This window comes from Saprospiraceae bacterium (genome assembly GCA_016714025.1).
Classification (GTDB): Bacteria; Bacteroidota; Bacteroidia; order Chitinophagales; family Saprospiraceae; genus Vicinibacter.
The window spans coordinates 1,879,879-1,904,275 of the sequence record JADJOB010000002.1 but is presented as its reverse complement, the minus strand read 5'-3'; the positions used below and the strand labels follow the sequence as shown (position 1 = coordinate 1,904,275).

Sequence of the window (24,397 nt, the reverse complement as noted above, 5' to 3'; positions counted from 1 at the left end):
CCTACCTGAAAGTAACACCATTTATTCTATTTCAAATGTATTGTTAATGATTACTAAAACCTGTTTTTTGATTGAATCCAAAGATCAAATTCTGCAATCGACTTTGTATTCAAACAATTATTCGTTGTCAAGCCTCCCTTTCGTGCGGCAAGAACACCGTAACGAATATCCCGAATGCCTTTTAAATTATGTGCATCCGGATTGATGGAAACTTTCATGCCTTTTTCCATGGCATAAGGGATCCAAGTCCAATCCATATCAAGACGCAGCGGATTGGCATTCAACTCCATTACCACTTCATTTGCAATGCAAGCATCGATTAACCTTTTATAGTTTAATGGGTATCCTTTTCTTGACAACAATAAACGACCTGTTGGATGTCCTAATATTCTTGTAAATGGATTTTCAATGGCTTTAATCAATCGATTCATTGCTTTTTCTTCATCCATTTTTAGATTGCTATGTACAGAAGCAATCACCAAATCAAACTTTTGTAAAATTTCATCAGAATAATCTAAACTGCCATCGTTTAAAATATCAGATTCAATGGATTTATAAATTTTAAATGGGTGCAATTTTTCATTGAGTACATCAATCTCTTTCCACTGTTTCATCAAGCGTTCTTCCTGCAATCCATTTGCATAAAATGCAGATTTCGAGTGATCCGAAATTACAAAATATGAATAACCCAGGCGAATGCACTCTGCTGCCATTTGCTCAATCGAATAAATTCCATCACTGTAATTGGAATGATTGTGAATAACTCCTTTGATATCTTCCTCTGTGATTAAATTTCCAATATCAAATGAATTAAAATCTTCCAGATCACGACATTCAGGAACAATGTATGGAAGCTTACAGCTTTCAAACAAACTTGCTTCATCCGATGTTTGTGAACTCTTAAAAACAGAATCAAACTGATGCAAGAATTTTTCAGATCCTCCTGTTATCCGCAATTGCTCATGCGCCCAATGACTTAAATCTGATTGATGAATTGTTACAGGAACCAGTTCATTCCAGATATAGTTGTCATCCCTATGCTCAAATTTTTCAGGTAATTGCAAATCATTTGCGTCCGTAAGAATTTCTATACCGGTTAATGTAGGCATTGCTCTTCGCAAGCTTCCGGTAAATTCAAAGCGGGCAGTGGGATTCAATTTTTGAAGTTGTTCAATTAAAATGTTGGCCTCCCCTTCCAGTTGTGCAAACAAAAACAAGTTTTGCTGACTGTTAAAATACTCAATGCTTTGTATGATCTCCTTTTGCAACTTATCTCCGAATCCTTTCAATTCAATCAATCGGTTTTCATAACAAGCGTACAATAATTCTCCAGGTGACTCTACATGCAGTTCATTCCAAATAGTTTTTACTTTTTTGGGACCCAGTCCTTTAATCCTTAAAATTTGGCGAATGCCTGCCGGTGTTTTGGCTCTAAATTCTTCAAGACTTGCAAAGCTGCCGGTGTTTTTAATTTCCTCCAATTTATCCATAATGGTTGCTCCAATCCCTTTGATTTGCAACCACGCTTCGCGATCCTGCTCGAGCAATGGCTCATCTAGTTTTCGTAAGGCGAGGTATGCATTTTCATAGCTGCGGATTTTAAAAGGATTTTCTTCATGCAACTCCATCAAAGAAGCGAGTTCATGAAATAAACCTGCGATGTCTTTATTTGTCAAGTTGAAAGATATTATTGGAATGCACCATTACATTCCTGATTCAATTATTTTACACGCATTTCCATGCGGGTCATTCGGATGCGCCTGTTTTGACTGGATCTGAAAATACCATAAGCCACAACGAGCCCCATTGGCAATAGAAAATTCAGGTATTTCAAACTGGATCGCTTGGAATCGCTGAGTTCTTCAATGGGTCTGGTTTCAACAGATTTGGTACGCAAATCAATCAAACCTGTATCATCACTGAGGTAATCAATGCTATTTACCAATAAGTTGATGTTATCTGCATTTTGCCTGCGCTGATCTCTTCCATTAATTGCAAAATCCCCGTCACCAAAAACTATCAATTTGCTGGACTGATTTCCAACTAAATTTCCTTCCAAGACGGCTCCCACGCAAATATTTTTTTCTGGAAAATCAGCACTGGTCCACTGCCTTTGCACATCAAATCTTAATGGAGCATTCTCTCTGGCAGAGGCTTCTGATGTATATAAAAAAGGTACAAACTGAATTCCGGCAGCATTCTTGAAATTAAGCGGACTTGCAAACTCCAACATGACTTGTTCCAAGCCTTTAGTAATTGGATGATTTGGAAACTTTTGAATCAAAGGCAAATAAGGAAATTGAACCGGAGATGAAAACGAAAAGAATCCTTGTTGTTGTTGCACATTCACCTGACCGCAGCGCGTATCTCGAACCAGGGCGTCTTCGATTTCCAAACCTTTAGTGAGCAACCATTCTTTTAATCCGGTATTCATAGGATTTGCCATCCCATATTGGATATTGGCATCTACTTGATTGATCGCGAGTATTAAATTTCCTCCTTTTGATAAAAATTGATCCAGACGTTGTAAATCCGGAGGTGGGATGCTGTCTGTAGGCCGCACCAAAATCAATGTTTTAAATGCTGACAAATCTACTGTATCGGTATTTATATATGCCGAACTGATGTTATATAAAATACTTAATTCCTGATAGGCTTGCGCTAATTCCTGAATTGGTGGTTCGCCATGACCTTGAATAAATCCAATCAATGGTTTGTTCTTTCCCACCAATTTTTTAATTCCGGTTGCAAATGCATATTCCATTGCTGTACCAGGTTGAATAATCGGAATGGTTTCTTTTTTATCTCCAGCTTTAATCACAGCACCTAAAAATGCTTTTTGTTGCTTGGATTGATCTTTTTCCCGGACATTGATCATCACAGGACGTATCCCTTCTTTAGTTGCCTCTTCTTCTTTTTGTGCATCTTTATTTGGTGCAATAAATTTATAGCTAAACTTTCCTTTAGCGATACTGGAAAATTCATTGAGCAAATTTTCTAGTTCCTCCCGCACCTTCGTAATATCAACAGGTAGGTCATCTGAAAAATAAGCGGTCACTTCAACCGCATCATCCAGATTAGTTAATATATCCTTACTGGCTTTAGAAAGTGTAAATTCATTATTCTCAGTCAGATCAAAACGAAGAAACAAATAACGGCTTGCATAATTAATTCCAAGCAATACTAAAATAGCCAAAACAATTACGTTGATTTTTGATTTAAACATAGTCTGCTTTATTTAATCCGTTTTGAAATAAAAACTTCTGATAATAGCAATCCGGTGATTGTCAAACTTGCAAAAAACAAAATGTCTTTCGTATCTAAAACACCTTGTGACAAGGATTCAAAATGCCGGTTAACACTTAATCCACTGAGAAGCTGTGCTACAAAACCTCCGGAATTATAACTCATCATATCAAATATGAAATGAAAAAACACGCCGATAAGCAAAGCCAGTAAAAACGCCACAATTTGATTGTTGGTAATGCTGCTTGCAAACATTCCAATACCGATATAAGCTGCGCTCATAAGCAACAATCCCAGGTAACCGCAAAGCGTTGCTCCATGATCAATATTTCCAATTTGACTTACTGTAATGTAATAACTTACTGTAAAAAGCAATGCAACACCAATCAGCAAAAAACAAGCAAGAAATTTTCCTAAAATTATTTGGCGAGCTGTAATGGCTTTCGTCAATAACAATTCAATGGTACCTGATTTGTTTTCTTCTGCAAGCATTTTCATAGTGATAGCCGGAATAAAAAAGAAGAGCGTCCACTTTGACACACTAAAGAACACTTCCAAATCAGCTTCTTTTCGCATAAAGATATCGGAACCGGTAATCCAAGTAAAAAATCCACTGAAGCCTAAAAATGCAATCAATAAAATATAGGCTGTTAAAGAATCGAAAAAGGAATTCAACTCTTTTTTTGCGATGATCCAAACGGGATTATTCATACAATTTTAGTTTATAGTAAGGTCTCTGAAAATATCTTCCAATTTTGTTTCAAATGGGATCATTTCCAATAAATCCCAATGGTTTTGCACACAAGTCCGATACACTAAACGATTGACTTCTTCTCCGGAATTGCTTTCAATTTCAAAGCGTTTGTTTAAGGTATCGACCAGCATGACTTTCTGAAGTCCTTCGATGAGACGAAGTCCTTCTGCGATTCGCTCTGCGGGAGCCCCATCAATGCGCACTTGCAACAAACTCTTGCCTTCAGATTGTTTTCGGAGTTGTTGTACGGTGCCGTCTGCTGCAATCTTACCTTTATTGATAATTAGAATCCGATCACAAGTTGCTTCCACTTCCGGTAAGATGTGTGTACTTAAGATCACCGTTTTTTCGCGTCCTAATTTGCGAATCAGTTCACGGATTTCCACGATTTGATTGGGGTCTAATCCGGTTGTTGGTTCATCTAAAATCAAAACTTTAGGATTGTGGATGATAGCCTGCGCTAAACCGACCCGTTGACGGTACCCTTTTGAAAGTTCACCGATCTTTTTGTGTTTTTCGATATCGAGTCCACAAATACGCACCATTTCAATGACTCTTGAAGGAATTTCTGACTGTGGAACCGATTGCAATGCTGCCGAAAAAGCCAGATAATCCATTACCGGCATATCCTCATACAATGGATTGTGTTCGGGAAGGTATCCGATTTCGCGACGGATATCAACATCATAGGAACTGCTGTTGTCATACCAAATCGTGCCTGAGTCTGGTTGCATATACTGCGTAAGCATTTTCATGGTAGTCGTTTTACCAGCTCCATTAGGACCCAGAAACCCAACAATTTCACCAGATTTTATGTCGAAGGATATTGAATCTACGGCTTTTTGGTTGCCATAACTTTTGGATAAATTATCTATGCGAACATCCATTTTGTAGATTTTTATTTGCAAAAATAAGTTTTCCTGATAAGCAAGTTGCTTTATGAAAAACTTAAAGTATGTGAATCAATTGTGAATGATTTGATTCAGAAATCAACAACTTGCATTTAAAAACAAGAATCTCAAAACATCAAATATGTATGGAAAACAAATCCTGGGTGGCTTCGGATACCTCCATCAAAACACATATATATTTTAATAATATATTCTTACTTTTAAGGCTGAAATCAATTCGTGCAAGAAAAGCTTAAACATATCTCTTATTTGGTATCCCATGGTTTTGCTGCCCGCATGCTGATGCAAACCAATTTATTGGGACTCTTGCGCAAACAAGGGTATCCAGTGAGTTTGATTTCACCGGATGCACAGGATCCCAATTTAATGGATTACTGTTCCTTGCATGGTATTCAATTGATTGAATTTAAACCTCAATCCTGGATCTGGAAAACAAACTACATGTTGTACCGCATGTATTTTCTGGAAGACATCAAAAGCAATCCGGCCTTGTATGAAAAGCATTATCACGAAACCCGACTGGCCAAACACCGCTTCTGGATCTTGAAATACCTACCTTATGTATTGATTTGTTTTTATTATGTATTCAGGAGTTTTCCATTTCTGAGAAGATGGTATTGGAAATTTGAACAGCAACTTTTGAATTCAAAGCAAGCACTCAGCATGTTGCAAGAAAACAATCCCGATCTGATCCTGGCTACGTATCCCGTGAATCCGGCTGAAGGCATCCTGTTGCACAATGCAAAAAAACTAAAGATTAAAACAGCCATCCATTTATTGAGTTGGGATAACATTACCTGCAAAGGACATTTTTTAGCGCTGGCAGATTACTACCTCGCCTGGGGCCCCGTAATGAAAAATGAGTTTATAGAAAAATACCAAATTCCTGAAAACAAGATCTATCTGTGTGGTGTGCCGCATTTTGATATTCACACGGAAACAAAAAAACAAGCAGTTCGAAACGATCTGTTACGTGCATTAAACATAGATCCAAACAAACCCTGGATCGTTTTTGGAATGAGTTCGCCCCGGTTTGCGCCCAGAGAAATTGACATCGTAGAATATTTGGCTAAAAAGATTATTGAGAATGCTTTTGGTGAAACCATGCAACTCGCTATCCGTCCGCATCCTCAAAATGTAAAAGGTTGGATGGCTGATCCGGAATGGATCCGTCGTTTAGAATCTTTAAAAAATCATCGCATTCTGTTATTTTATCCGGAAATGTCCGAAAGCTCCTTGTTATGGAGCATGGATCAGACTGATTTCCAAAAACTATCAACGGTATTGAGCGCTTGTGTAGTTTGCATCAATTCATGCTCTACCTTATCGATGGATGCACTCATGGCAGGAAAGGGAAACATTGCACCTATGTTTGATGGAGATGCATCTTATAATTATTGGCATTCAGCAAGAAGGTTGTTGGATTATACGCATATTAAAAAATTTGTTGCATTGGGAGGAACCCAAGTTGTATCTGATTTTGCATCACTGGATTCAGAAATATTAAATTTCATTCGCATTCCAAATTATAAACTTACAGAAAGGAATCACAGCATTCAGCAAGAATTTTATTTTAATGGTCCGAGTTCTACACAAACTTGTTTAAGTGCAATCGGAGCAATTGCACTTCTAAATAAAAATGAATCAAATGAATTGTAAAATTTGCAAAACTCCAAATGAAAGTATAAAATATAAATTGCGAAATGCAAATGTTATTGTTTGTAAAAATTGTGGATTTCATTACAGTAATTATTTAGACCCCCCACAGGATGAAAACAAAATTCCTGATGACTCCGAACTCACAATAGAAATTCAATCCTATTTAAGCAATCAGTTGCAGTATAACAAAAAGCGATTTGAAAAGCATGCAAGCTTGGTTAAAAAATATTTAGAGGGAAATTTAAAATCTAAGATTCTCGACGTGGGCTGTGGTGGAGGTCTCTACCTATCCTTAATGAACTCAGCGGATACAGAATGCTATGGCATAGAACCGGAATTAAACCGATTAAATTATGCAAAAAAAATTAGTGGATTAGAAAATATCGTACCTCACCCAATCGATTCTGAATACTGGTTATCAAATCATTTGAATAGCTTTGATGTAATTACACTTTGGGATGTAATTGAGCATGTTAATGATCCGACAGTAATTTTTTCAAGTGCAAATAAATTGCTTAAAAAAAATGGCTTACTGTTTATAGACACCCCTTGTCGGGATACTTTTTTTCATAAATTTGGCGAGTGGACTTATAAACTTTCATTTGGAAGTATTCCAAGCTTTTTAAATATCATGTACTCTGATCATCTTTTTGGTCATAAACAGATTTTTTCAAGGACTGATTTTAATACATTTTGTGATCATCACAATTTGACTATACTCAAATTTGATTTAATTCATGAATTTTCCTTTCCATTATCATATTATCTAAGAAAAATGTTTATTCCAAATTTTTTAATTCCGACCATTAGTTATGCATTAAATATTTTTATTAGATTAACCCCTATCAGAAATAAAATGCTTGTTATAATAACCAAATAATGCTATATTAAACTCATTTAAATAGAACATAATTCATTCAATATGATGAATCAATACATTTCAAAGAATTCTGAATACTTAAATAAAAATAAAACATGGCATATAGAAGATTCGCTTTGGAAATCACAACAAATTATAAGAATTATTTCTCGCAATGGACTAAAATTAAATAGCATTATAGAAATTGGTTGCGGAGCAGGAGAAATATTAGTACAATTACAAAAATGCTTTGCGTCCCAAAAAATTTCATTTACAGGATATGACATTGCTCCTGACTTAGTTCCCTTCTGGGAAACAAGAAGTAACAATCAGCTAATTTTTCATTTAGGAGATCCAACAGAAAATAACAATCGTTTCGATCTATTATTGATGATTGACGTATTTGAGCATGTTGAAGATTATCTTGGTTTTATAAAAAAAGCTAATAAATTGGCTACTTATAAAATTTTTCACATTCCTTTAGATATATCTATGCTAAGTATACTTAGAAATATGCCAATTTACTTTAGGAAATCAGTAGGCCATCTACATTATTTTACTAAAGAAACAGCATTGGCTACTTTAAACGATTGTGAGCTTGAAATTATTGACTATTTCTATACACCAGGATCTATCGAGCTACATAATCAAAAACTTCGCACGAAAATAATGAATATAGCAAGAATACTACTTTCACTTATAAACAAGGATTGGACTAGTAGAATTCTAGGGGATTACTCTTTAATGGTTCTTGCAAAATAATAATATAAATCATTTTAAATTACAATATTTCTTTAACCAAAAACTAATCGACAACAAACTTTGAATACAATAAGATGCATCAATTTGATTTGTTTTATTTTTAAGTAGCAATTGTTTGATCTTAATTTTATCTAATGCATAATTACTTAACTCATATAGCTGTTCCAATTGCCTTGAAACCTCCTTTTCATGGTCAAAAACAATCCATTTTCTAATCGGTGCTCCAAAACCAGTTTTAGATCGATAAATAATTTCATGCGGCAAATACCGTTCGGCCACTTTTTTTAATAAATACTTACTAATTCCGTTTTTTATTTTGAGCTCAGGGGGAATTCTTGTGCTGAGTTCAATAAGCTCCAAATCTAAAAAAGGAACCCTTAATTCAACCCCATACTGCATACTCGCTTTATCTGAATAATTTAGATTATGATCTCCTAAAAAGAACTTCATATCCCAGAATAGCAATTTATTGAGTGCATTTCGCTCTTCGGGAATCTCTGCAAGATTTTTTACCAGAATTTCTGTTGGATCATAAGACTCCAATTCCCTTTTAATAGATTCGGAAAACAATTTCAACAATTCTTGCCTATCCATCCAACGGTAATTTTCAGCCAAAACAGTGTCAATGGATTCGTATTGGTGCCTTGAAAGAAACTTATTAAACCGTCTAGATCTTGGACCATTCCCCAATCCTAAAACTCCGACCTTACAAATTAAGTTACGTATAGCACTTGGTAAAACCATAAGCCATGCATCATATCTTGCTGCCTGGTGTCTGCGGTAACCAGCGAACAAATCATCTCCCCCAACTCCACCAATCAATACATAATAACCATTTTTTCGAGCCTCTTTTGCAATATGGGCTACATATATTGGTGCAACATCAGCTTGAGGTTCATCCAACTGAATAACCATTTCTTCAAATTCTTTTAGATAGTCCAATTCTCCGCTTACAATTTCCAAATCTATATTTAACAATTTTGCTACTTGTTTCGCATAAGGCAAATCATCTGCAAACCCATCTGCACCGGATTGCATTTGACTATTTATTGTGTAGCCTTTGAGTTTTAAATTGGGTTGTAATGTCCGTGCAATTGCAGCAATTAAACTTGAATCCAATCCACCACTTATAAAATAAGCAACCGGCACATCCGAAAGCAATTGCCTTGAAACGGCTTTTTGCAAGGCGAGATCAATTAAATCTATCCATTCATCCTCGGTTTTCAGATCATAGGTCCCATCAAATGGAATTTTATAATAAGAAGTACATGAAATAATTTTTCTTGTAGAAATATTGTAGCGTAAAAAATTACCGGGTAACAACTTTTTAACCCGTTTAAAAGGTGTTTGTTCTCCGGGAGACCATAAAAAATTCAAGTAGTTAAAAATAGCACGATAATCTAAACTTCGATCCCAATTACTCAGTTTATCAAACGCTTTTAATTCCGAACAAAATGCAAATCCTTCTATGGTATCCAAATAATAGCAAGGTTTTACACCTAATGGATCTCTAACAATAAACAGTTCTTGTGTTACCTTGTCATAAATAACTGCGGCAAATATTCCATTGAGTCTTTTAAAACTATCTGTATTCCATTCAACAAATGCATATAACATTGTTTCGGCATCGCATTGAGATTTGAACTCATATTTTTCAACCAGCTCTTTACGCAATTCCCAATGATTGTAGATCTCTCCATTGACTAAAATGCAATAGCGGCCATCTGCACTCCACATGGGCTGATGTCCAGCCGCCGACAAATCTTGTATTGCCAAGCGATAATGAATCAAACAAAGAGATTCTTCACGGTAAATCCCATAATCATCTGGCCCACGATGTTTGATCATTTTAGCGGCCAGTTCTGCCTCAGATATCCATAGATTTGAAACTAGTCCAAATATTCCGCACATATGAATTATTTAATTATCCACTGAATTAACTATATTATGGATCTGATTATGTATACGCTTAGAATCAAATTCAATAGCAAGCTCATAAGCACCATGATTTAAAATAATGTAATTTAAAGGATCAATACTTAGAATTGCAGCTTTTAAAGATTCTTTAGAATTTGGTTCAACTAAAATACCAGATCGACCAATAGCTACAATATCCTTAATTGACTTCCAATTAGTTGTTATTACAGGAATAGACATCATGTAGGCCTCAATGATAATTCCAGGATATCCTTCGCCATGATGAAAAGTTGGTAGAATCAAAACATTCTGCTCATTTAAGACTCTTGTTACTGAATCAAAATTTAAAATTCCTTTATAATATTTAGTTGATTTTATCCAATCCAACTTAGGTTCAATTATTGGCCCATATATTTCCAATTGATATGTAGAATCTAATTCTTGAAATACATTTAATAGGACTAGAATCCCTTTTGATTCTTTTATCTGACTTATGTAAACAAATTTCTTTGCATAATGTCTAGATATAAAATTTGCTCCTAATGGACGTGAATTAGGAAACCAAAAACTTCTAGGATTCACAGATTTAAAAAAATTAACTTCTGCTTTCGTTTCGCAAAATAACAACGAACAACTTTTATACAGTCTATATAGTATCCATTTTTGTACAAACCCAGATAATAAATATATATCAATTGCATCGCCACCGAATATTCTTAAAACAAATTTTCTATTCCATATCCATGTATAAAATGAAATGAATGGAGCGATATATACATATCCTCTCCTATTTACATTTAAAAAAATCGTACCCGAAAGCGGTATCAATCTAATTGCTTTCATTAAAACCAGGAAAAAGTTAACCAAATTGTAAAATTTTCCTTGAAATTTATTTGTTGGAATGACTGCATTTAGAATGCGATTCTCATTACAGCTGTCCACTAATATTTTAAAAAGTATGGTAGCGCCTCCAATTTGCTTTGAATGCCCAAATGGATAAGGACCAATTAACAAATAATCATATTTTGGCATCCTCTATTTTATTCTTAAGAATTATTTGAGAATCTTTTTTAAATGAAACAATACTATTTGAAGGAATTAAACCATTAATTACACAATTTGCACCAATGACTACGTTATTGCCAATATGACTACCCTTTAAAATAGTAACTTTATCACCAATAAGCACATTGTCACCGATATAAACAGGGCCAGTGTTGTAATTCTCAAAAATCATGTTGCCGTGATGCATAATTCTATTATGATCATGATCCAAAATAGTTACAAATTGAGCTATTAATACATTACTTCCTATCTGAATATTATCTAGTGAAATAATTCTACTATACTTATTGACAAATACTTTAGATCCAATAACTAATGACCCAATTGCCTTTAGTTCAGAATAATCTGACAGAATTATTTTTTTTCCCAACTTTAAATCCCCATTGGATTCTATCAAGATTTTAGCATTCCAAAACATTAAACCAATCCACGAACCCCTCAAAGATTTTAAATAATATAGCTTATGGAATATAAACCTGATATATGCACTTAATACTCTAATAATTTTCATTAAATTAAATTAAATCTTCCATACAATTTAAATCTTATCCATTTTAATATCTCTGTTGGATACAAAAGTCAAAAAAATATACACAAACCAAAGTGAATGCGACTGAAAACTAGAAGCGAACATTGAAAAAATAGCCATATTCCAAAAGCATATTTTAAAAACAAATAAATTTGGATTATTAAAATAACTTGAATTCAATCTCCGTATTATACCCATATAAAAACCCACAAAACAGATAAATGCCAAAATCCCATATTCAACCAATACCGTAAGGTAATCGTTGTGTAATACCAAACCTGCCTGATTTGCAACGCTAACATTTTCAGTTGCTCCAACGTAACGACTGTAATTTTGTGGATTCTTAAATTGCTCAATCCCCAAGCCTATAAAGTTTGAATCCTTGAAAGCTTCAATCCCCTGCAACCATAAGGTAGATCTCGCTTCCTCCTTTCCTGCCAAAGTCACCAATCGATTCCAGGCAGGTATTGCATCTACCAAGCTATTAAAGTCAATAAATAATGTCAAGCACCCTAATGGCAACAGCAACAAAGTTAATTTCGACAGCGTGTTCTTAAAATTAAATCTGTAAAAAACAACGAGTACAATGGATGCGGCAAAAGAAATCAAAGCACTGCGTGAACCGGTAACCAACAAGCCGAAAAGCAAGATCACAACAGCTATCAACCACCCAGTTGTTTGAAACCTTGTTGCAGGCTCATGAAAAAACTGATATAAAAAAAAAGTAAAAGCCACATTACATGCAAAAGCTGCAAAATTAGGATTGTCCATAAAACCACTTTGCCTGCCTAAATCATTAAATCCAAACAGGTAGATCATATACAAACTGTTTATGACAACTCCAAAACAAAATACATTGAGACAAGTATAAATTTCTTTTAGTTGTACCGGTAATGATTTAATTAATAAAAAAATCCAAAGCACAATAAAATACTGTAATGAAGTCAACCAAAAACTCTCAGCCAACAGCATGCCTTTAGACCAGGCAATGGCACTGGGTATCAAACCAAATAAATATACCCAAGCCAATTTTAAATCATTATTATAAAATTTAAGATTATTGGGTTTTCTACTTATAATTATTAACACACCAATTAACAAAGCGAGCACTCTATAGGGTCTATAAGGGCTTTCTATTTGCCATATTACTTTGGAAATATTCTCAAAAGGCAGCATGAATACATACACACAGAATAAGATCCAAATAAAGCGATCAAAGCCTTTCACCGGTATTGATTTGAAGGTTAGTTTTAGATTGATACCATTGCTTCAAGTTGGAAAACAACCATACCCAATCATCCAACCGAATGTCAAAAAAGTCTAACAATTGAATGGGATAATTTTTCGCCAACAAGATCCAACCAGCCAATGACAAGCAAAAATAACCAATCGTTGAGGCGATTGCAGCTCCTTGCATTCCCCATAAAGGAATTAAAATAAAATATCCAATGATACTGGCCAAAGCTCCAAAAATACTGATTTGACTGGTCCATTTTACCTGACCCGTAGCAGAAAACAATTTCGTAACTATTTTGGATGAGATAAGAAACAAACTGCCAGGAATCAATAAAATAAATGGAATCATCATGTCTGCATAATCAGCTCCTAAGAAATAGGGAATGAGGAGGTAATAACATATTAATGTCAGAAATATCAGCATAACCAAACTGAAACTCAAGAGCAGTCTGTGCAACTTCGCAATCAATTCTAACGATTCACTAGAATTCTGTTGCTTAGCAATCCGGTTAAACAATACAGGACCCAATGCATCGGGAATCAACCAAACTAACTCGACCAGTTTAACAGCAATATTATAAACACCCAAAGCACTTGCCGAACTAAATGAAATCAAAATCAATTGATCCATTCTCAAATTAGCCCGAACCGCCAGGTCTCCCGGCCAGGCTTGCAATCCGTAAGAACCTGCATCACTAACAAATTCTTTGTTGTAATCATTAAGATTCCAAAAGCGACGTGCATAGTAAATATGAAATAGCAATCCAATAAGGGATACCCCTAAAAAGGAAAGGTATAAGAAATTAGTATTGGTACTTCCTAAAATAAAAAACAAAGCAATCAATAAAATCGGGTTGATTAAACTGATACTGATTTCTATTATATTTAATATTTTAAAATCAGAATTACCATAATATAGACGTCCCAGGACAAAACTCAAGGATTGACAAAAAATGGCAAAAGAAAAATAAAATACCTGGATAGTATGAATACCTGCATCAAAAGATTGTAAAAATCCCAGTTGATAAATAACAAAAACCAGAGCAGCATTAAAGACAGCGAGTATGAACGCAAGTTTAAATACCGTGTAGCTGACATCTTTAACAGCATACTTTGTTGAACTTATTAAATAAACGATGCCCGCGCCAAATCCAAAAGAACTTAAAGGAATTAATAAACCAACAAATGCCGTTTGAAAACTTAAAATACCAAATAATTCCGGACCAAGAAGTTTTGGAACATATAAGAAAATTAAAAAAGCAAGACCACTTACGATAAGCTTGGTCACAAAATTTCTTATCGAATGATTAAACGAACTCAAAATAGTTTACTTGATTTCATATTCTTGCTTTCCACTGAAACAAACCAGTTTCCTGGCGAGATAATGAAGCGTATTTCAGTCTAGCTGCAAATATATCAATTTTATATATATATGTAAAATATTAATATGAAATTTAGAAAATACTTAATTTTATGGTTTGTTTAATTCGATTTTAAAACAACATGGCTTCATTTGAATTTAAGATGGTGGATTGGTTGGCTAGCCTAAAACGACAGCTTTTGCCAAAACCCATGTTGTTTGATCCTGTCCGTAAAAAATGGATGGCAGAAACTCCTGAAGAGACCGTACGCCAATGCCTGATCCAATACCTGAATTTAAAGCACCACATCCCTTTGAGTCGAATGGCTGTGGAAAAACAAGTCGCTGTTTATCAGTTAAAAAAACGCTTTGACCTGGTAGTTTACAATAAAATGGCGCAAGCCTTCTTATTGGTTGAATGCAAGGCCCCTCAGATTCAGATTTTACAAGATGTTTTGGATCAAGCTGCACGATACAATATTCAACTGAAAGCACCCTATCTCATGGTCAGTAATGGGCAGCTGAGTTTGCTTTGTCAAATTGATTTTTTGAAATCAACGTATCAATTTACTCAGGAGCTCCCGGACTACCCTTTTTAAGGAATCGCAGGCTTTGTTTGAACCGATCGAATGGAAGCCCGATCCCTTGCGAATTTATTCAATTATGATACTGATTACAAATAGTTTATATATTATTATTGAATTTAATGTTTAAAGAATTTGTTATTTGCATATTATGTAGAACCATTTAATCTTACAGGCGTTTATTTTACGTCATTCTGAAACTCTTTCAACTAATTTCTAATCCTGCATGAAGACTATTAATTTATTGACTAGTTGTGCTGTAATTATCTTATTAACTGCTTGCGGCAAACCAACTGAAATCAAAGACCCAAAAATTCGTCTGGCTGAATTAAAAAATCAGCTAAAAGACCTAAACGCCCAGATAAAAGAATTGGAGATCCTCGTGGCCGCCAACGATACCAGTTTTTCATTTTCAAAATCCAAACTGGTAAAAATTGACACCCCACAAAAAAGGGATTTCAAACATTACATCGAAGTACAAGGAATTGTAGATGCAAACAACAATATTTTAGCAGCTCCACAGATGCCGGGTGTAGTTACATCTATCCTGGTAAAAGAAGGTGACCTGGTAAGTCCTGGGAAAATTCTTGCTGTTTTAGATGGAGCCACTATCCGCAAAGGAATGGATGAAGTAAAAACTGGATTGTCCCTGGCGAATACCATGTATGAAAAACAAAAAAGATTGTGGGAACAAAACATTGGAAGTGAAGCACAATACCTTCAGGCTAAAAATCAAAAAGATCAATTGGAATTGAAATTAAAAACCCTGGAATCCCAATTGGCTATGACGTATATCAAATCTCCCATTCAAGGTACTGTAGATCAGGTAAATTTAAAAATTGGTGAAATCGCCAGCCCGGGATTTGCAGGTGTGCGCGTTGTCAATAATAAAAATTTGAAAATTAAAGCCGAATTGAGTGATTCTTATATTGGCAAAATTAAAATCGGAGATAAAGTAACTCTTTTTGATCAGGCCGGTAATCAAAATCTGGAATCCAAAATCATTTTTGTTGGCAAAACCATTAACCTGACACGACGTACTTTTTTAGCAGAGGTTGCATTGCCTGCAGGAGGTTCAAACTTTATGAGCAATCAGACGCTGAAAATTAAAATCAACAATGGTTTAATTAAAAATACCTATGTCATTTCAAGCAATCTGGTTCAAAAAAGCATTCAAGGAGAACATTACATTCTGGTAGCTGAAGAATCCAATGGAAATTGGTATGCTAAAAAACGGATAATTGAACCCGGCATCGAATACAATGGCGAAACACAAATTAAATCCGGAATTTCTTCTGGCGACCGAATTATTACAGTTGGTTACAACGAATTGGTAGACGGCCAACAAATTGCTCTTTAATTTTTGAATCGCTTCTTCTAATCCTTTCCTATGAATCTTGAAAATATCAAGCAATTAAAATTTACAAACTGGTGCATTCACAATTCAACCAGTATTTATGTTATAACGATCATTATCTGCTTGGCAGGTTTTGTTTCCTATCAACGGATTCCCAAAGAATTGTTTCCAGATATTGTCATCCCTACGGTTTCAATTGCAACCATTTATCCAGGTGCAACTCCTGCTGATATTGAAAACCTGATCACCAAACCCATTGAGAAAGAATTAAAATCAGTAAGTGGTATTAAACGGATTAAAAGCAATTCGCTTTCTGATTTCTCTTTGGTAATTGCAGAGTTTAATACCGATCAGGATCCTAAATTGTGTAAACAACGCGTTTCAGATGCCGTTGATAAGGCTAAAAAAGATTTGCCTACCGATTTAAAAGATGATCCTCAAGTTCAGGAATTTGATTTTAGTGAAATGCCCATCCTGAATATCAATATTGCCGGAGATTTTCCACTCGATCGTTTGAAAGAATATGCAGAGCAATTAAAAGATAAAATAGAAAACAACAAAGAGATTACCCGGGTCGATCTGATTGGTGGTGTAGACCGGGAAATTCATGTTGATGTAGATCTATATAAATTAAACGCATCCGGCATCACCTTCAATGATATTGAAAATGCGATACGAGGTCAGAATTTAAATATTTCTGCCGGTGAATTGCGCATTAACGAATTGCGTCGGAATGTCAGGATTACCGGAGAATTTAACGATCCCAAATTAATCCGTGAAATCATTGTACGTTCATTTACAGGTACTACTGTATTTCTAAAAGACATTGCAACGGTAGAAGATAATTTTAAAGAAAAGCAGGATTTTGCCCGATTAGATAATCAATCTGTCATCACCTTGAATGTCATTAAACGAAGTGGTGAAAATCTCATTGAAGCAACGGACAAAATATATGCCATCATCAACGAATATAAAGCCAATAAATTTCCACCGGGTATCAAAGTAAAAGTGACGGCCGATACTTCAGAAAATACGCGTGTTCAATTGCATGACTTAATAAATACGGTAATCCTTGGATTTATTTTCGTGGTATTCATCCTGATGTTTTTTATGGGTTTTACCAATGCATTCTTTGTCGGATTAGCAGTCCCCTTATCCTGTTTAGTAGCATTTCTGATTATGCCGGGATTGGATATGACTATGAATGTAATTGTACTTTTCTCTTTATTACTGGCACTGGGGATTATCGTAGATGACGCCATCGTCGTTATTGAAAATACACACCGGATCTTTAATAAATACAAACACCTCAGCATTGTTGAAGCGGCCAAATATGCCGCAGGTGAAGTTTTTGTGCCTGTATTGGCCGGTACCCTTACCACACTCATGCCTTTTTTTCCATTGCTATTCTGGCCGGGCATCATTGGTAAATTCATGTCTCACCTTCCGGTAACCTTGATTATTACACTGGGTGCTTCCTTATTTGTAGCCTTTGTGATGAATCCGGTTTTTGCTGCAAGTTTCATGAAGCGAGACGAACCCGGCAAAGTAGAAACTTTAGCAAGTTATCGCAAAGTATTTATTTTCTTTATTGGTCTGGCGCTATTAGGTTATTTCAGTATGGGCAAAGGCCTTGGCAATTTTGCAGTTTTTTGCATCCTACTAATTTTACTTTACCACTTTGTTTTTTCTAAATTAATTTTCTTATTCCAAACAAAATGGTGGCCTGCAGTATTAAATGCATATAGAAGTTTATTGAGAATTTTAATTAAAGGATATCGTCCGCTTGGTGTTATCCTGAGTGTCTTTGTTTTATTGATTGCAAGTTTTATTTATTACGGAAGTACCAATCCACAGATTGAAGCATTTCCAGACGGTCAACCCAATTTTGCATTTGTCTATTGCAAATTACCTATTGGATCCGATGCAAATGTAACAGACTCTATCACACAGGTTATAGAAAACCGGGTTTACAAAGTCGTTGGAAAAGACAATCCTATTGTTAGTTCAATTATCTCAAATATAGGTCTTGGAGCCGGTGATCCGCAAAATCCGGATCGGGTTGCTACGCCCAATAAAAGCAAAGTATCTGTTGCCTTTGTCCGATTTGCAGATCGTGGTGGCAAATCTACCCGTGCCGTATTGGATTCTCTTCGGGAAGAGTTTAAAACAGGAATTCCCGGTGCTGAAATCAGTGTAGAAAAAGAAAATAACGGTCCGCCGGTTGGTAAACCAATCTCCATAGAAATCACTGGAGATGATTTTGATGCTTTGGATAAAATCAGCCGGCAATTAATGAAAGGCATCGAAGCAAATAAAATTGAAGGGATTGATGGTTTGAAATCTGATTTGCAAATTTCAAAACCAGAAATTGTCATTGACATTGATGAAGAAAAAGCCCAACGCGAAGGGATCAGTTTGGCTCAGGTTGCACTGGAATTACGCACTGCCTTATTTGGAAAAGAAGTTTCTAAATACAGAGACCAGAATGATGACTATCCAATCCAATTGCGGATCAAAGAAAGCAATCGCGACAAACTGGAAGAATTATTGAATTTAAATGTATCGTTTATGGATATGTCCACCCAACGATTTAAACAAATTCCAATCAGTTCGATTGCCACAATTTCTTATGGTAATTCCATTTCCACGATCAATAGAAAAAATCAAAAAAGAGTTTTGACCTTGGCTTCAGATGTAGTCACAGGATTTAATCCATCTGCAATCATAGCTCAAATAAAAGACCTCGCAGCTCAAATGGATTTACCTGAAGGATATGAAATAAATTTTTCTGGCGAACAAGAAGAACTACAAGAAACGATTGACTTTTTAGGTGTTGCATTTGGTACTGCACTCGCTTTAATGTTTTTGATCCTGGTTACTCAATTCAATTCTGTAGTAAAACCAGCTATTATATTTAGTACGGTATTGTTCTCATTGATTGGGATTGCATTGGGATTCGGATTTTTTAACATTACCTTGAGTGCGGTCATGACGGGTGTTGGTATTTTCTCATTGGCTGGAATTGTTGTGCGAAACGGAATCTTGCTGATCGAATTTACGGACGAGCTTCGACATCGGGGGACACCGGTTGAAGAAGCTGTTGTTGAAGGTGGTGCAACGAGGATCACCCCAGTGATACTTACAGCACTGTCTGCCATACTTGGATTGATCCCATTGGGAATTGGTGTTAACATGGATTTTGAAAGTCTGTTTACCAATTTTGATCCTAAATTTTATTTGGGCGGTGATAACGTGGCTTTTTGGGGACCACTTGCCTGGACCATAATATTTGGATTAATCACTTCTACTTTTTTAACCTTGTTAGTTGTTCCAGCAATGTATATGTTAGGATTCAAAACAAGGGAAAAATCCCGTAAATTGATTGCTAAATATTTTTGATAAAAACATGATGAATAGGATATGAGATGAAACAGCTACGGGTTTATATCATTGCTGCATTTCTCCTTCTTCTTATTGTATCTGTTTTAATATTTAAGCAACAAAACAGCCCTCAGGTTTTTTCAGCTAGCTCCAACAAGGAAGCTATTGAGAACAAATCACAACCCAATGTTTCCACAGAGGATGGATTAAAAACACCAAAGGAAGCAGCTATTCCAGGCTATGTAATTGAAACTTTAAATTACATTCTTAAGTACGATAAGGCACCAAAGGGCTATGTAGGGGGTCGTATTTATTTTAACCGAAACAAAGTACTGCCACAACTGGATGCTTCTCAAAGAAAAATTCAATACCGGGAATGGGATGTACATCCAAAACAACCCGGAAAGAACCGGGGTGCAGAACGATTGGTAACCGGCTCTGATTTATCTGCTTATTTTACGAAAGACCATTACAATAACTTTATTAAAATCAATTTATGAAAGCATGCATTTTTGGCGTCCATACCACCAAGGAATTTCAACAACAGAAATTCCGGAATGCATTTATAGCCAGAATGGATGGTGCGTGTTGCAGAAACTCTGCTGATTTTTTTTCAGAACTAAAACGGCAATTTGAATTGCCAGACTATTTTGGAAATAATCTGGATGCCTTGTATGATTGCATGCTCGATCTGGAATGGATTGCCCAGGAACAAATAATATTATACATGGAAAATGCAGATCAGTTACTGGCAGATGAAGTCAATGATCCTGATTTAATTGATGATTTGGTAACTACCCTGGATGAAATATGTCAATCCTGGTTGCTTATGGAGAATGAAGAATTTACTCCTAAAAACTTTAAAGTAATATTTCAACCCATTTCAGAGTTCAAAGAAGTTCTGGATCGGAATGAGATCGTTTATAAACTATTATAGTTTTAAAACAAAGCATTATTCTTATGGGAAGCTCTACTAATTTCTTAGACGAGGCTTGCGAATTTTTTAAACGCAGATTTTACTGCTGTAAATGAGGTGTGTAAAAAAATCGCATGACGAAGTAGAAGGGGTTATTAGAGATTCCTTTATGTAGTACTTTTTTTAGGTACAATGGCCGGTGCATTTTTTACCACCATTTGCAAGGTTTTACGAATGCGTTCTTCCAGTATTACAATTTTTTCTTCCAGCAATTTCGGAATCATGGCATCCTGGTAGTGTCTGATGGTCAATAATTCCAAATCCTGATCGACCAATACTTTGTATTCATTTTCTACCTCCTTTATCAAAGCTTTAATTCGCTGTGGATCATTACGAACACACACAGAAAATGAAATTGCGGTATTGCGCATCATATTTACTTTAACGCGATGTTTTTTAAACAACTCAAACAAATGCGCTAAATGATGTTCAGCAATAAACGATAGATCTTTAGATGAAAAATGAATTAAAGATTGGTCATCTTCCAGCACAACAATGGGCGGATACTCCAAATCCAAATCATCTGAAATCAAAGTACCTTCTGATGCAGGATCCAAAAATGATTTTACAAATAATGGAATCCCTTTGCTTTTGAGCGGTTGGATTGTTTTAGGATGGATTACTTTGCAGCCATAGTAGGTCATTTCAATGGCTTCAGTATAACTCAGGCGATCCAATTTAGTAACGTGATCAAACAAATCAGGATCTGCTGTGAGGACACCGGGTACATCTTTCCAGATATACATTCCATCTGCTCCAAGACCACTGGATAAAATAGCAGCAGTATAATCAGATCCTTCGCGACCCAAGGATGTAGAATTATTTTCAGGACTGGAAGCAATAAACCCTTGGGTAACGATTACTTTTTGGAGCTCTAATAAAGGACCCAGTGTATTTTTTATCCGGTCATTTGTAATATCCCATTGTACCCTGCCATCTCTGTAAGTGTCATCTGTTTGGATAATACTCCGTGCATCGATCCATTCAATGGCATTTTCATTAAATTGCAACCAGGCACTTAAGATTCTGCTTGATATCAATTCTCCAATGCAAATAATCTGATCATAAACATAATCATAAGCCATTTCGCGTTCCTCCTCGATGACCCATTCTGCCTCCACACAATGCTCGTGAATTTGCTGAGCCAATTCAGCTGGAATTTCTCCAAATAATTCTTTTACAATTTGAAGGTGTTTGTCTTTAACCAACTGCAACAATTGCATGGACTCTGCAGGAGCTGTAAATTTCTTCGCGATCAGTTCCTCCAATTGATTGGTCGTTTTGCCTGTTGCAGATACTACCACCACTAATGGTTCACTTTTTCCGTATTTAGATACGATAGCCGAAACATTGCGAAATCCATCCGCATTTTTTACTGACGCTCCTCCAAATTTAAATACTTTCATTTATTAAAATATCAACGGTTATCGATAAAGGAAAGCTTGAAAAATCCGATTACTTTTTAAAAATATCTTCATATTGGCTTTTTAATGATTCATGAGTCATTGCTTCTGCTTCCATTTCTTTTGGACTGATCAGTAACATGGTATCTCCTTTCACCAATGCCTGTTTATCTTTTCCTAAAATTTTAGAAACTCCTTCCGTTTCCCATTTTTCCAACATACGAATTCCTTCTTCTTCAAACACGCCATTTTGTAAATCCACGGAGGACATAAAATTTTCAGACAATTCCATAAACTGTTCCATTTCTCCAACTTTGCCGCTGATATCATCGGCTAGGGCTTCTAAGGACTCATCAAATAGAGCGCGTTTGTCTTTATCGCCGGCAATAACACTCATTGCTGATTTCATAGCGCTGTGACTGGCATGTATCGCAGCTCGTTCCTGTTCTTTAATCTTGACTTCATCAGAAATATCCTCTGACATGATTTCAGAGTTTTCATACATTTTTACGAGTACCTTGTAGAGGATGCTCATTTTCCCGTACAAATCCTCAAGTTTCATATTTGATTCCTTGAGCCTGCCAGCTTGTCTTGATTTAAGCACTAATACAGTTTGAATATTTCCAGCTTTGGCTTGTTCAGCCTGGCTTAGACTTTGCTTGATTTGATTTTGATTGTTATAAATTTGCTCGCGCAACAGATGCATTTGACTTCTCAATTTGGTAATCTGCTTATTCATTTTTCCCAAATTATCCTTCAAATCTTCAACATAGGATTTTAAGATTCCAATTGGATCTATGCGAACAAACAAAGAGGTCACCCACCGCATTACGGATTTATAAAAATACCAGGACACTGCCCGGGTCTGAGGATCCAGCAGAACGAAGAGTATGGCCCCTAACACCAGCAACATACCCGACAAATAAAGCATATTGGAAGCAAGTTGAATGAGGGTCGGAAGAAATTTGTATAACAGGTATGCACCTCCAATTAGCGTTCCTGTCAATACCAAACCTCCGGTTACTCCTTCGGGTCGGTTCCAAAATCCTTTAGATTGATTTTCAAGTGCCATGCTTATTAAACTTATTTCAGATAATTTTCCATCTTTTGTAAATCGTCCTTAATTTGTTGAACCACCTGCTGATAGGCGTTTGCGAACGATGCTTTATTTGAATCTACTTTGTTTTGGGCATTGGCCAAATCTCCTTCCAATGCACTGAGCTTCTTTTTATCATCATCCAATTGAGCTTGCAATTGCGCTAATTTCTCCTCAGCCTGTTTGATGGTTTGTTTTAATTGACCAGATTCTGATTGTTTTTGATTCAGCTGATTCTGCAAATACTGATCCGCAGTTTTATTAAACTGAATTTGTTCTGCTTCCAATACATTCAAATATTTCTTGGCAGAGTCAAACAAAGTTTTTGCATCAACATTAAATGCCTGGGCTGCCGCAAAAGCGGTTTTAAATTGATTGGGTTCATCCAGGTGTTGCATTTGAGCGATGGATTGGACTGCTTTTCGAAACTCAAGGTAATCAAAACCAGGCTGGTTGTTTTTTTCCAAAACCTGAGCTAATATTTCTAAAAAACGCGCATTGCTTTCACTGTTTACCGTGGCTGTACTTGCATTTTCAGTTTGTTTTGCGCTTGGAGTATATTCCTGACGATCTGTGGTATTGCTAGTTGACTTGGCATCTTCCGGCACAACAAAAACCGCCTTTAGTTTATCAAGAAATGGCATAAAGTATCAATTGGGTTAAATGTAGCATGAAATACAGTTTTTAAACAAATAAATTGGCCCATTTGGTTCCTTACATAAAAATAAAAGCACCGGATGTACTCTCAGTGCTTGTATTTTATTACTTATCGGAATCTCCAAATGCTGCCTAAGCGGTTTTATGCAATTTTTTCAATCTTCAGTTTTTAAGGAACTTATTCGGATTTCAAAATTTACAATCCTTACCAAGCTTCTATTTAGAGCAATCTTTAATTGAATTAATTATTTTGCAAGAATATTTATAAGTTTTGAAAAATTTTCATCCCAAACACCTGAAATAAAATCCTGATAAGCTTCATCATCTGCTTTTAGGCCTAAATAATTACAATTATTTCCTAAAGCAAGAAATGTGGTTGTACCAGGAGCATTCGTTTCCAAATATTCTGATATTGCAAAAAACAAACGCTGTTGAGTCATTAATTCCTGACCGGGCACCCCGCCATTATTTGCAATGGTAGTAATTTCATCATTAACCAGTTGCAATTCAGCGCGAACCAATTTTACCGCTTCTTCAACACTTTTTAGTTCAGGTACTACTCCCGTTTGCGCAAACGAAGTGGTTCTGGCATAAAACATCAAAGCAAGGAAGCATATCGTTAATTGAAAATATTTCATGTTC

21 protein-coding genes are annotated in these 24,397 nt (G+C 35.7%); 8 read left to right on the top strand and 13 right to left on the bottom strand.

Going from position 1 to position 24,397, the window contains the following annotated elements:
- Window positions 1–53: 53 nt before the first annotated feature.
- From IPJ80_10620 to IPJ80_10605, 4 genes are read right to left on the bottom strand one after another with little or no spacing between them, the layout of a single operon-like run.
- Window positions 54–1,676: a DNA polymerase/3'-5' exonuclease PolX gene (locus tag IPJ80_10620; protein MBK7913939.1), complete on the bottom strand. Its 1,623-nt coding sequence runs from the start codon at window positions 1,674–1,676 to the stop codon at window positions 54–56.
- A gap of 44 nt (window positions 1,677–1,720) precedes the next feature.
- Window positions 1,721–3,226, bottom strand: coding sequence for a Gldg family protein (locus tag IPJ80_10615; GenBank protein ID MBK7913938.1), 1,506 nt, complete (start codon window positions 3,224–3,226; stop codon window positions 1,721–1,723).
- Window positions 3,227–3,234: 8 nt separating this feature from the next.
- Complete coding sequence (locus IPJ80_10610; protein MBK7913937.1) at window positions 3,235–3,957, bottom strand: ABC transporter permease subunit; 723 nt, start codon at window positions 3,955–3,957, stop codon at window positions 3,235–3,237.
- Window positions 3,958–3,963: 6 nt separating this feature from the next.
- Window positions 3,964–4,887 (bottom strand): ATP-binding cassette domain-containing protein, encoded by a 924-nt coding sequence (locus IPJ80_10605; protein ID MBK7913936.1) that lies wholly within the window; start codon window positions 4,885–4,887, stop codon window positions 3,964–3,966.
- A 243-nt stretch (window positions 4,888–5,130) separates the two neighbouring features.
- Here IPJ80_10605 and IPJ80_10600 point away from each other — a divergent pair, with 243 nt between their 5' ends.
- From IPJ80_10600 to IPJ80_10590, 3 genes are read left to right on the top strand one after another with little or no spacing between them, the layout of a single operon-like run.
- Window positions 5,131–6,570 carry a hypothetical protein gene (locus tag IPJ80_10600; GenBank protein MBK7913935.1) on the top strand — a complete coding sequence of 480 codons (1,440 nt, stop codon included), beginning with the start codon at window positions 5,131–5,133 and terminating at the stop codon, window positions 6,568–6,570.
- Window positions 6,560–7,450, top strand: a complete 891-nt coding sequence (locus IPJ80_10595; GenBank protein MBK7913934.1) for a class I SAM-dependent methyltransferase — start codon at window positions 6,560–6,562, stop codon at window positions 7,448–7,450. The genes IPJ80_10600 and IPJ80_10595 overlap by 11 nt, the downstream gene beginning before the upstream one ends.
- A gap of 42 nt (window positions 7,451–7,492) precedes the next feature.
- A complete protein-coding gene (locus IPJ80_10590) occupies window positions 7,493–8,191 on the top strand; it encodes a class I SAM-dependent methyltransferase (protein MBK7913933.1) in 699 nt (232 codons plus the stop codon).
- Window positions 8,192–8,200: 9 nt separating this feature from the next.
- On the opposite strand, the gene asnB is transcribed toward IPJ80_10590, so the two are convergent.
- From asnB to IPJ80_10565, 5 genes are read right to left on the bottom strand one after another with little or no spacing between them, the layout of a single operon-like run.
- Window positions 8,201–10,102: an asparagine synthase (glutamine-hydrolyzing) gene (asnB, locus tag IPJ80_10585; GenBank protein MBK7913932.1), complete on the bottom strand. Its 1,902-nt coding sequence runs from the start codon at window positions 10,100–10,102 to the stop codon at window positions 8,201–8,203.
- Between the two features lie 9 nt (window positions 10,103–10,111).
- A complete protein-coding gene (locus tag IPJ80_10580) occupies window positions 10,112–11,140 on the bottom strand; it encodes a glycosyltransferase (protein ID MBK7913931.1) in 1,029 nt (342 codons plus the stop codon).
- Window positions 11,127–11,684 carry an acyltransferase gene (locus IPJ80_10575; GenBank protein MBK7913930.1) on the bottom strand — a complete coding sequence of 186 codons (558 nt, stop codon included), beginning with the start codon at window positions 11,682–11,684 and terminating at the stop codon, window positions 11,127–11,129. The genes IPJ80_10580 and IPJ80_10575 overlap by 14 nt, the downstream gene beginning before the upstream one ends.
- A gap of 27 nt (window positions 11,685–11,711) precedes the next feature.
- Window positions 11,712–12,929, bottom strand: a complete 1,218-nt coding sequence (locus IPJ80_10570) for an O-antigen ligase family protein (GenBank protein MBK7913929.1) — start codon at window positions 12,927–12,929, stop codon at window positions 11,712–11,714.
- The gene (locus IPJ80_10565; protein ID MBK7913928.1) at window positions 12,916–14,259 is read right to left on the bottom strand and encodes an oligosaccharide flippase family protein; all 1,344 of its coding nucleotides are present in this window, start codon (window positions 14,257–14,259) and stop codon (window positions 12,916–12,918) included. The genes IPJ80_10570 and IPJ80_10565 overlap by 14 nt, the downstream gene beginning before the upstream one ends.
- 182 nt (window positions 14,260–14,441) lie before the next feature.
- Here IPJ80_10565 and IPJ80_10560 point away from each other — a divergent pair, with 182 nt between their 5' ends.
- The 5 genes from IPJ80_10560 (at window position 14,442) to IPJ80_10540 (ending at window position 20,560) form a co-directional block, all read left to right on the top strand.
- A complete protein-coding gene (locus IPJ80_10560) occupies window positions 14,442–14,897 on the top strand; it encodes a type I restriction enzyme HsdR N-terminal domain-containing protein (GenBank protein MBK7913927.1) in 456 nt (151 codons plus the stop codon).
- 211 nt (window positions 14,898–15,108) lie between these two features.
- Entirely contained in the window at window positions 15,109–16,242 is a 1,134-nt protein-coding gene (locus tag IPJ80_10555; GenBank protein ID MBK7913926.1) for an efflux RND transporter periplasmic adaptor subunit, read from the top strand.
- Between the two features lie 30 nt (window positions 16,243–16,272).
- Window positions 16,273–19,641, top strand: coding sequence for an efflux RND transporter permease subunit (locus IPJ80_10550; protein ID MBK7913925.1), 3,369 nt, complete (start codon window positions 16,273–16,275; stop codon window positions 19,639–19,641).
- Window positions 19,642–19,667: 26 nt separating this feature from the next.
- A complete protein-coding gene (locus tag IPJ80_10545) occupies window positions 19,668–20,123 on the top strand; it encodes a ribonuclease (protein ID MBK7913924.1) in 456 nt (151 codons plus the stop codon).
- A complete protein-coding gene (locus IPJ80_10540) occupies window positions 20,120–20,560 on the top strand; it encodes a barstar family protein (protein MBK7913923.1) in 441 nt (146 codons plus the stop codon). Before IPJ80_10545 ends, IPJ80_10540 begins: the two co-directional genes overlap by 4 nt.
- Window positions 20,561–20,706: 146 nt before the next feature.
- Here the strand turns inward: IPJ80_10540 and IPJ80_10535 are convergent, their stop codons facing one another.
- From IPJ80_10535 to IPJ80_10520, 4 genes are all read right to left on the bottom strand, one after another.
- A complete protein-coding gene (locus tag IPJ80_10535; GenBank protein MBK7913922.1) occupies window positions 20,707–22,005 on the bottom strand; it encodes an aspartate kinase in 1,299 nt (432 codons plus the stop codon).
- A gap of 49 nt (window positions 22,006–22,054) precedes the next feature.
- A complete protein-coding gene (locus IPJ80_10530) occupies window positions 22,055–23,074 on the bottom strand; it encodes a hypothetical protein (protein MBK7913921.1) in 1,020 nt (339 codons plus the stop codon).
- An 11-nt stretch (window positions 23,075–23,085) separates the two neighbouring features.
- Entirely contained in the window at window positions 23,086–23,742 is a 657-nt protein-coding gene (locus IPJ80_10525) for a hypothetical protein (protein MBK7913920.1), read from the bottom strand.
- A gap of 258 nt (window positions 23,743–24,000) precedes the next feature.
- Window positions 24,001–24,393: a hypothetical protein gene (locus IPJ80_10520; GenBank protein ID MBK7913919.1), complete on the bottom strand. Its 393-nt coding sequence runs from the start codon at window positions 24,391–24,393 to the stop codon at window positions 24,001–24,003.
- Window positions 24,394–24,397 lie beyond the last annotated feature (4 nt).

Coding starts and splice junctions, on each gene's coding strand:
- IPJ80_10555 (MBK7913926.1), top strand. CDS start 15,109: ATGAAGACTATTAATTTATTGACTAGTTGTGCTGTAATTATCTTATTA.
- IPJ80_10520 (MBK7913919.1), bottom strand. CDS start 24,393: ATGAAATATTTTCAATTAACGATATGCTTCCTTGCTTTGATGTTTTAT.
- IPJ80_10580 (MBK7913931.1), bottom strand. CDS start 11,140: ATGCCAAAATATGATTATTTGTTAATTGGTCCTTATCCATTTGGGCAT.
- IPJ80_10615 (MBK7913938.1), bottom strand. CDS start 3,226: ATGTTTAAATCAAAAATCAACGTAATTGTTTTGGCTATTTTAGTATTG.
- IPJ80_10525 (MBK7913920.1), bottom strand. CDS start 23,742: ATGCCATTTCTTGATAAACTAAAGGCGGTTTTTGTTGTGCCGGAAGAT.
- IPJ80_10560 (MBK7913927.1), top strand. CDS start 14,442: ATGGCTTCATTTGAATTTAAGATGGTGGATTGGTTGGCTAGCCTAAAA.
- IPJ80_10535 (MBK7913922.1), bottom strand. CDS start 22,005: ATGAAAGTATTTAAATTTGGAGGAGCGTCAGTAAAAAATGCGGATGGA.
- IPJ80_10545 (MBK7913924.1), top strand. CDS start 19,668: ATGAAACAGCTACGGGTTTATATCATTGCTGCATTTCTCCTTCTTCTT.
- IPJ80_10550 (MBK7913925.1), top strand. CDS start 16,273: ATGAATCTTGAAAATATCAAGCAATTAAAATTTACAAACTGGTGCATT.
- IPJ80_10590 (MBK7913933.1), top strand. CDS start 7,493: ATGATGAATCAATACATTTCAAAGAATTCTGAATACTTAAATAAAAAT.
- IPJ80_10540 (MBK7913923.1), top strand. CDS start 20,120: ATGAAAGCATGCATTTTTGGCGTCCATACCACCAAGGAATTTCAACAA.
- IPJ80_10610 (MBK7913937.1), bottom strand. CDS start 3,957: ATGAATAATCCCGTTTGGATCATCGCAAAAAAAGAGTTGAATTCCTTT.
- asnB (MBK7913932.1), bottom strand. CDS start 10,102: ATGTGCGGAATATTTGGACTAGTTTCAAATCTATGGATATCTGAGGCA.
- IPJ80_10575 (MBK7913930.1), bottom strand. CDS start 11,684: ATGAAAATTATTAGAGTATTAAGTGCATATATCAGGTTTATATTCCAT.
- IPJ80_10530 (MBK7913921.1), bottom strand. CDS start 23,074: ATGGCACTTGAAAATCAATCTAAAGGATTTTGGAACCGACCCGAAGGA.
- IPJ80_10605 (MBK7913936.1), bottom strand. CDS start 4,887: ATGGATGTTCGCATAGATAATTTATCCAAAAGTTATGGCAACCAAAAA.
- IPJ80_10595 (MBK7913934.1), top strand. CDS start 6,560: ATGAATTGTAAAATTTGCAAAACTCCAAATGAAAGTATAAAATATAAA.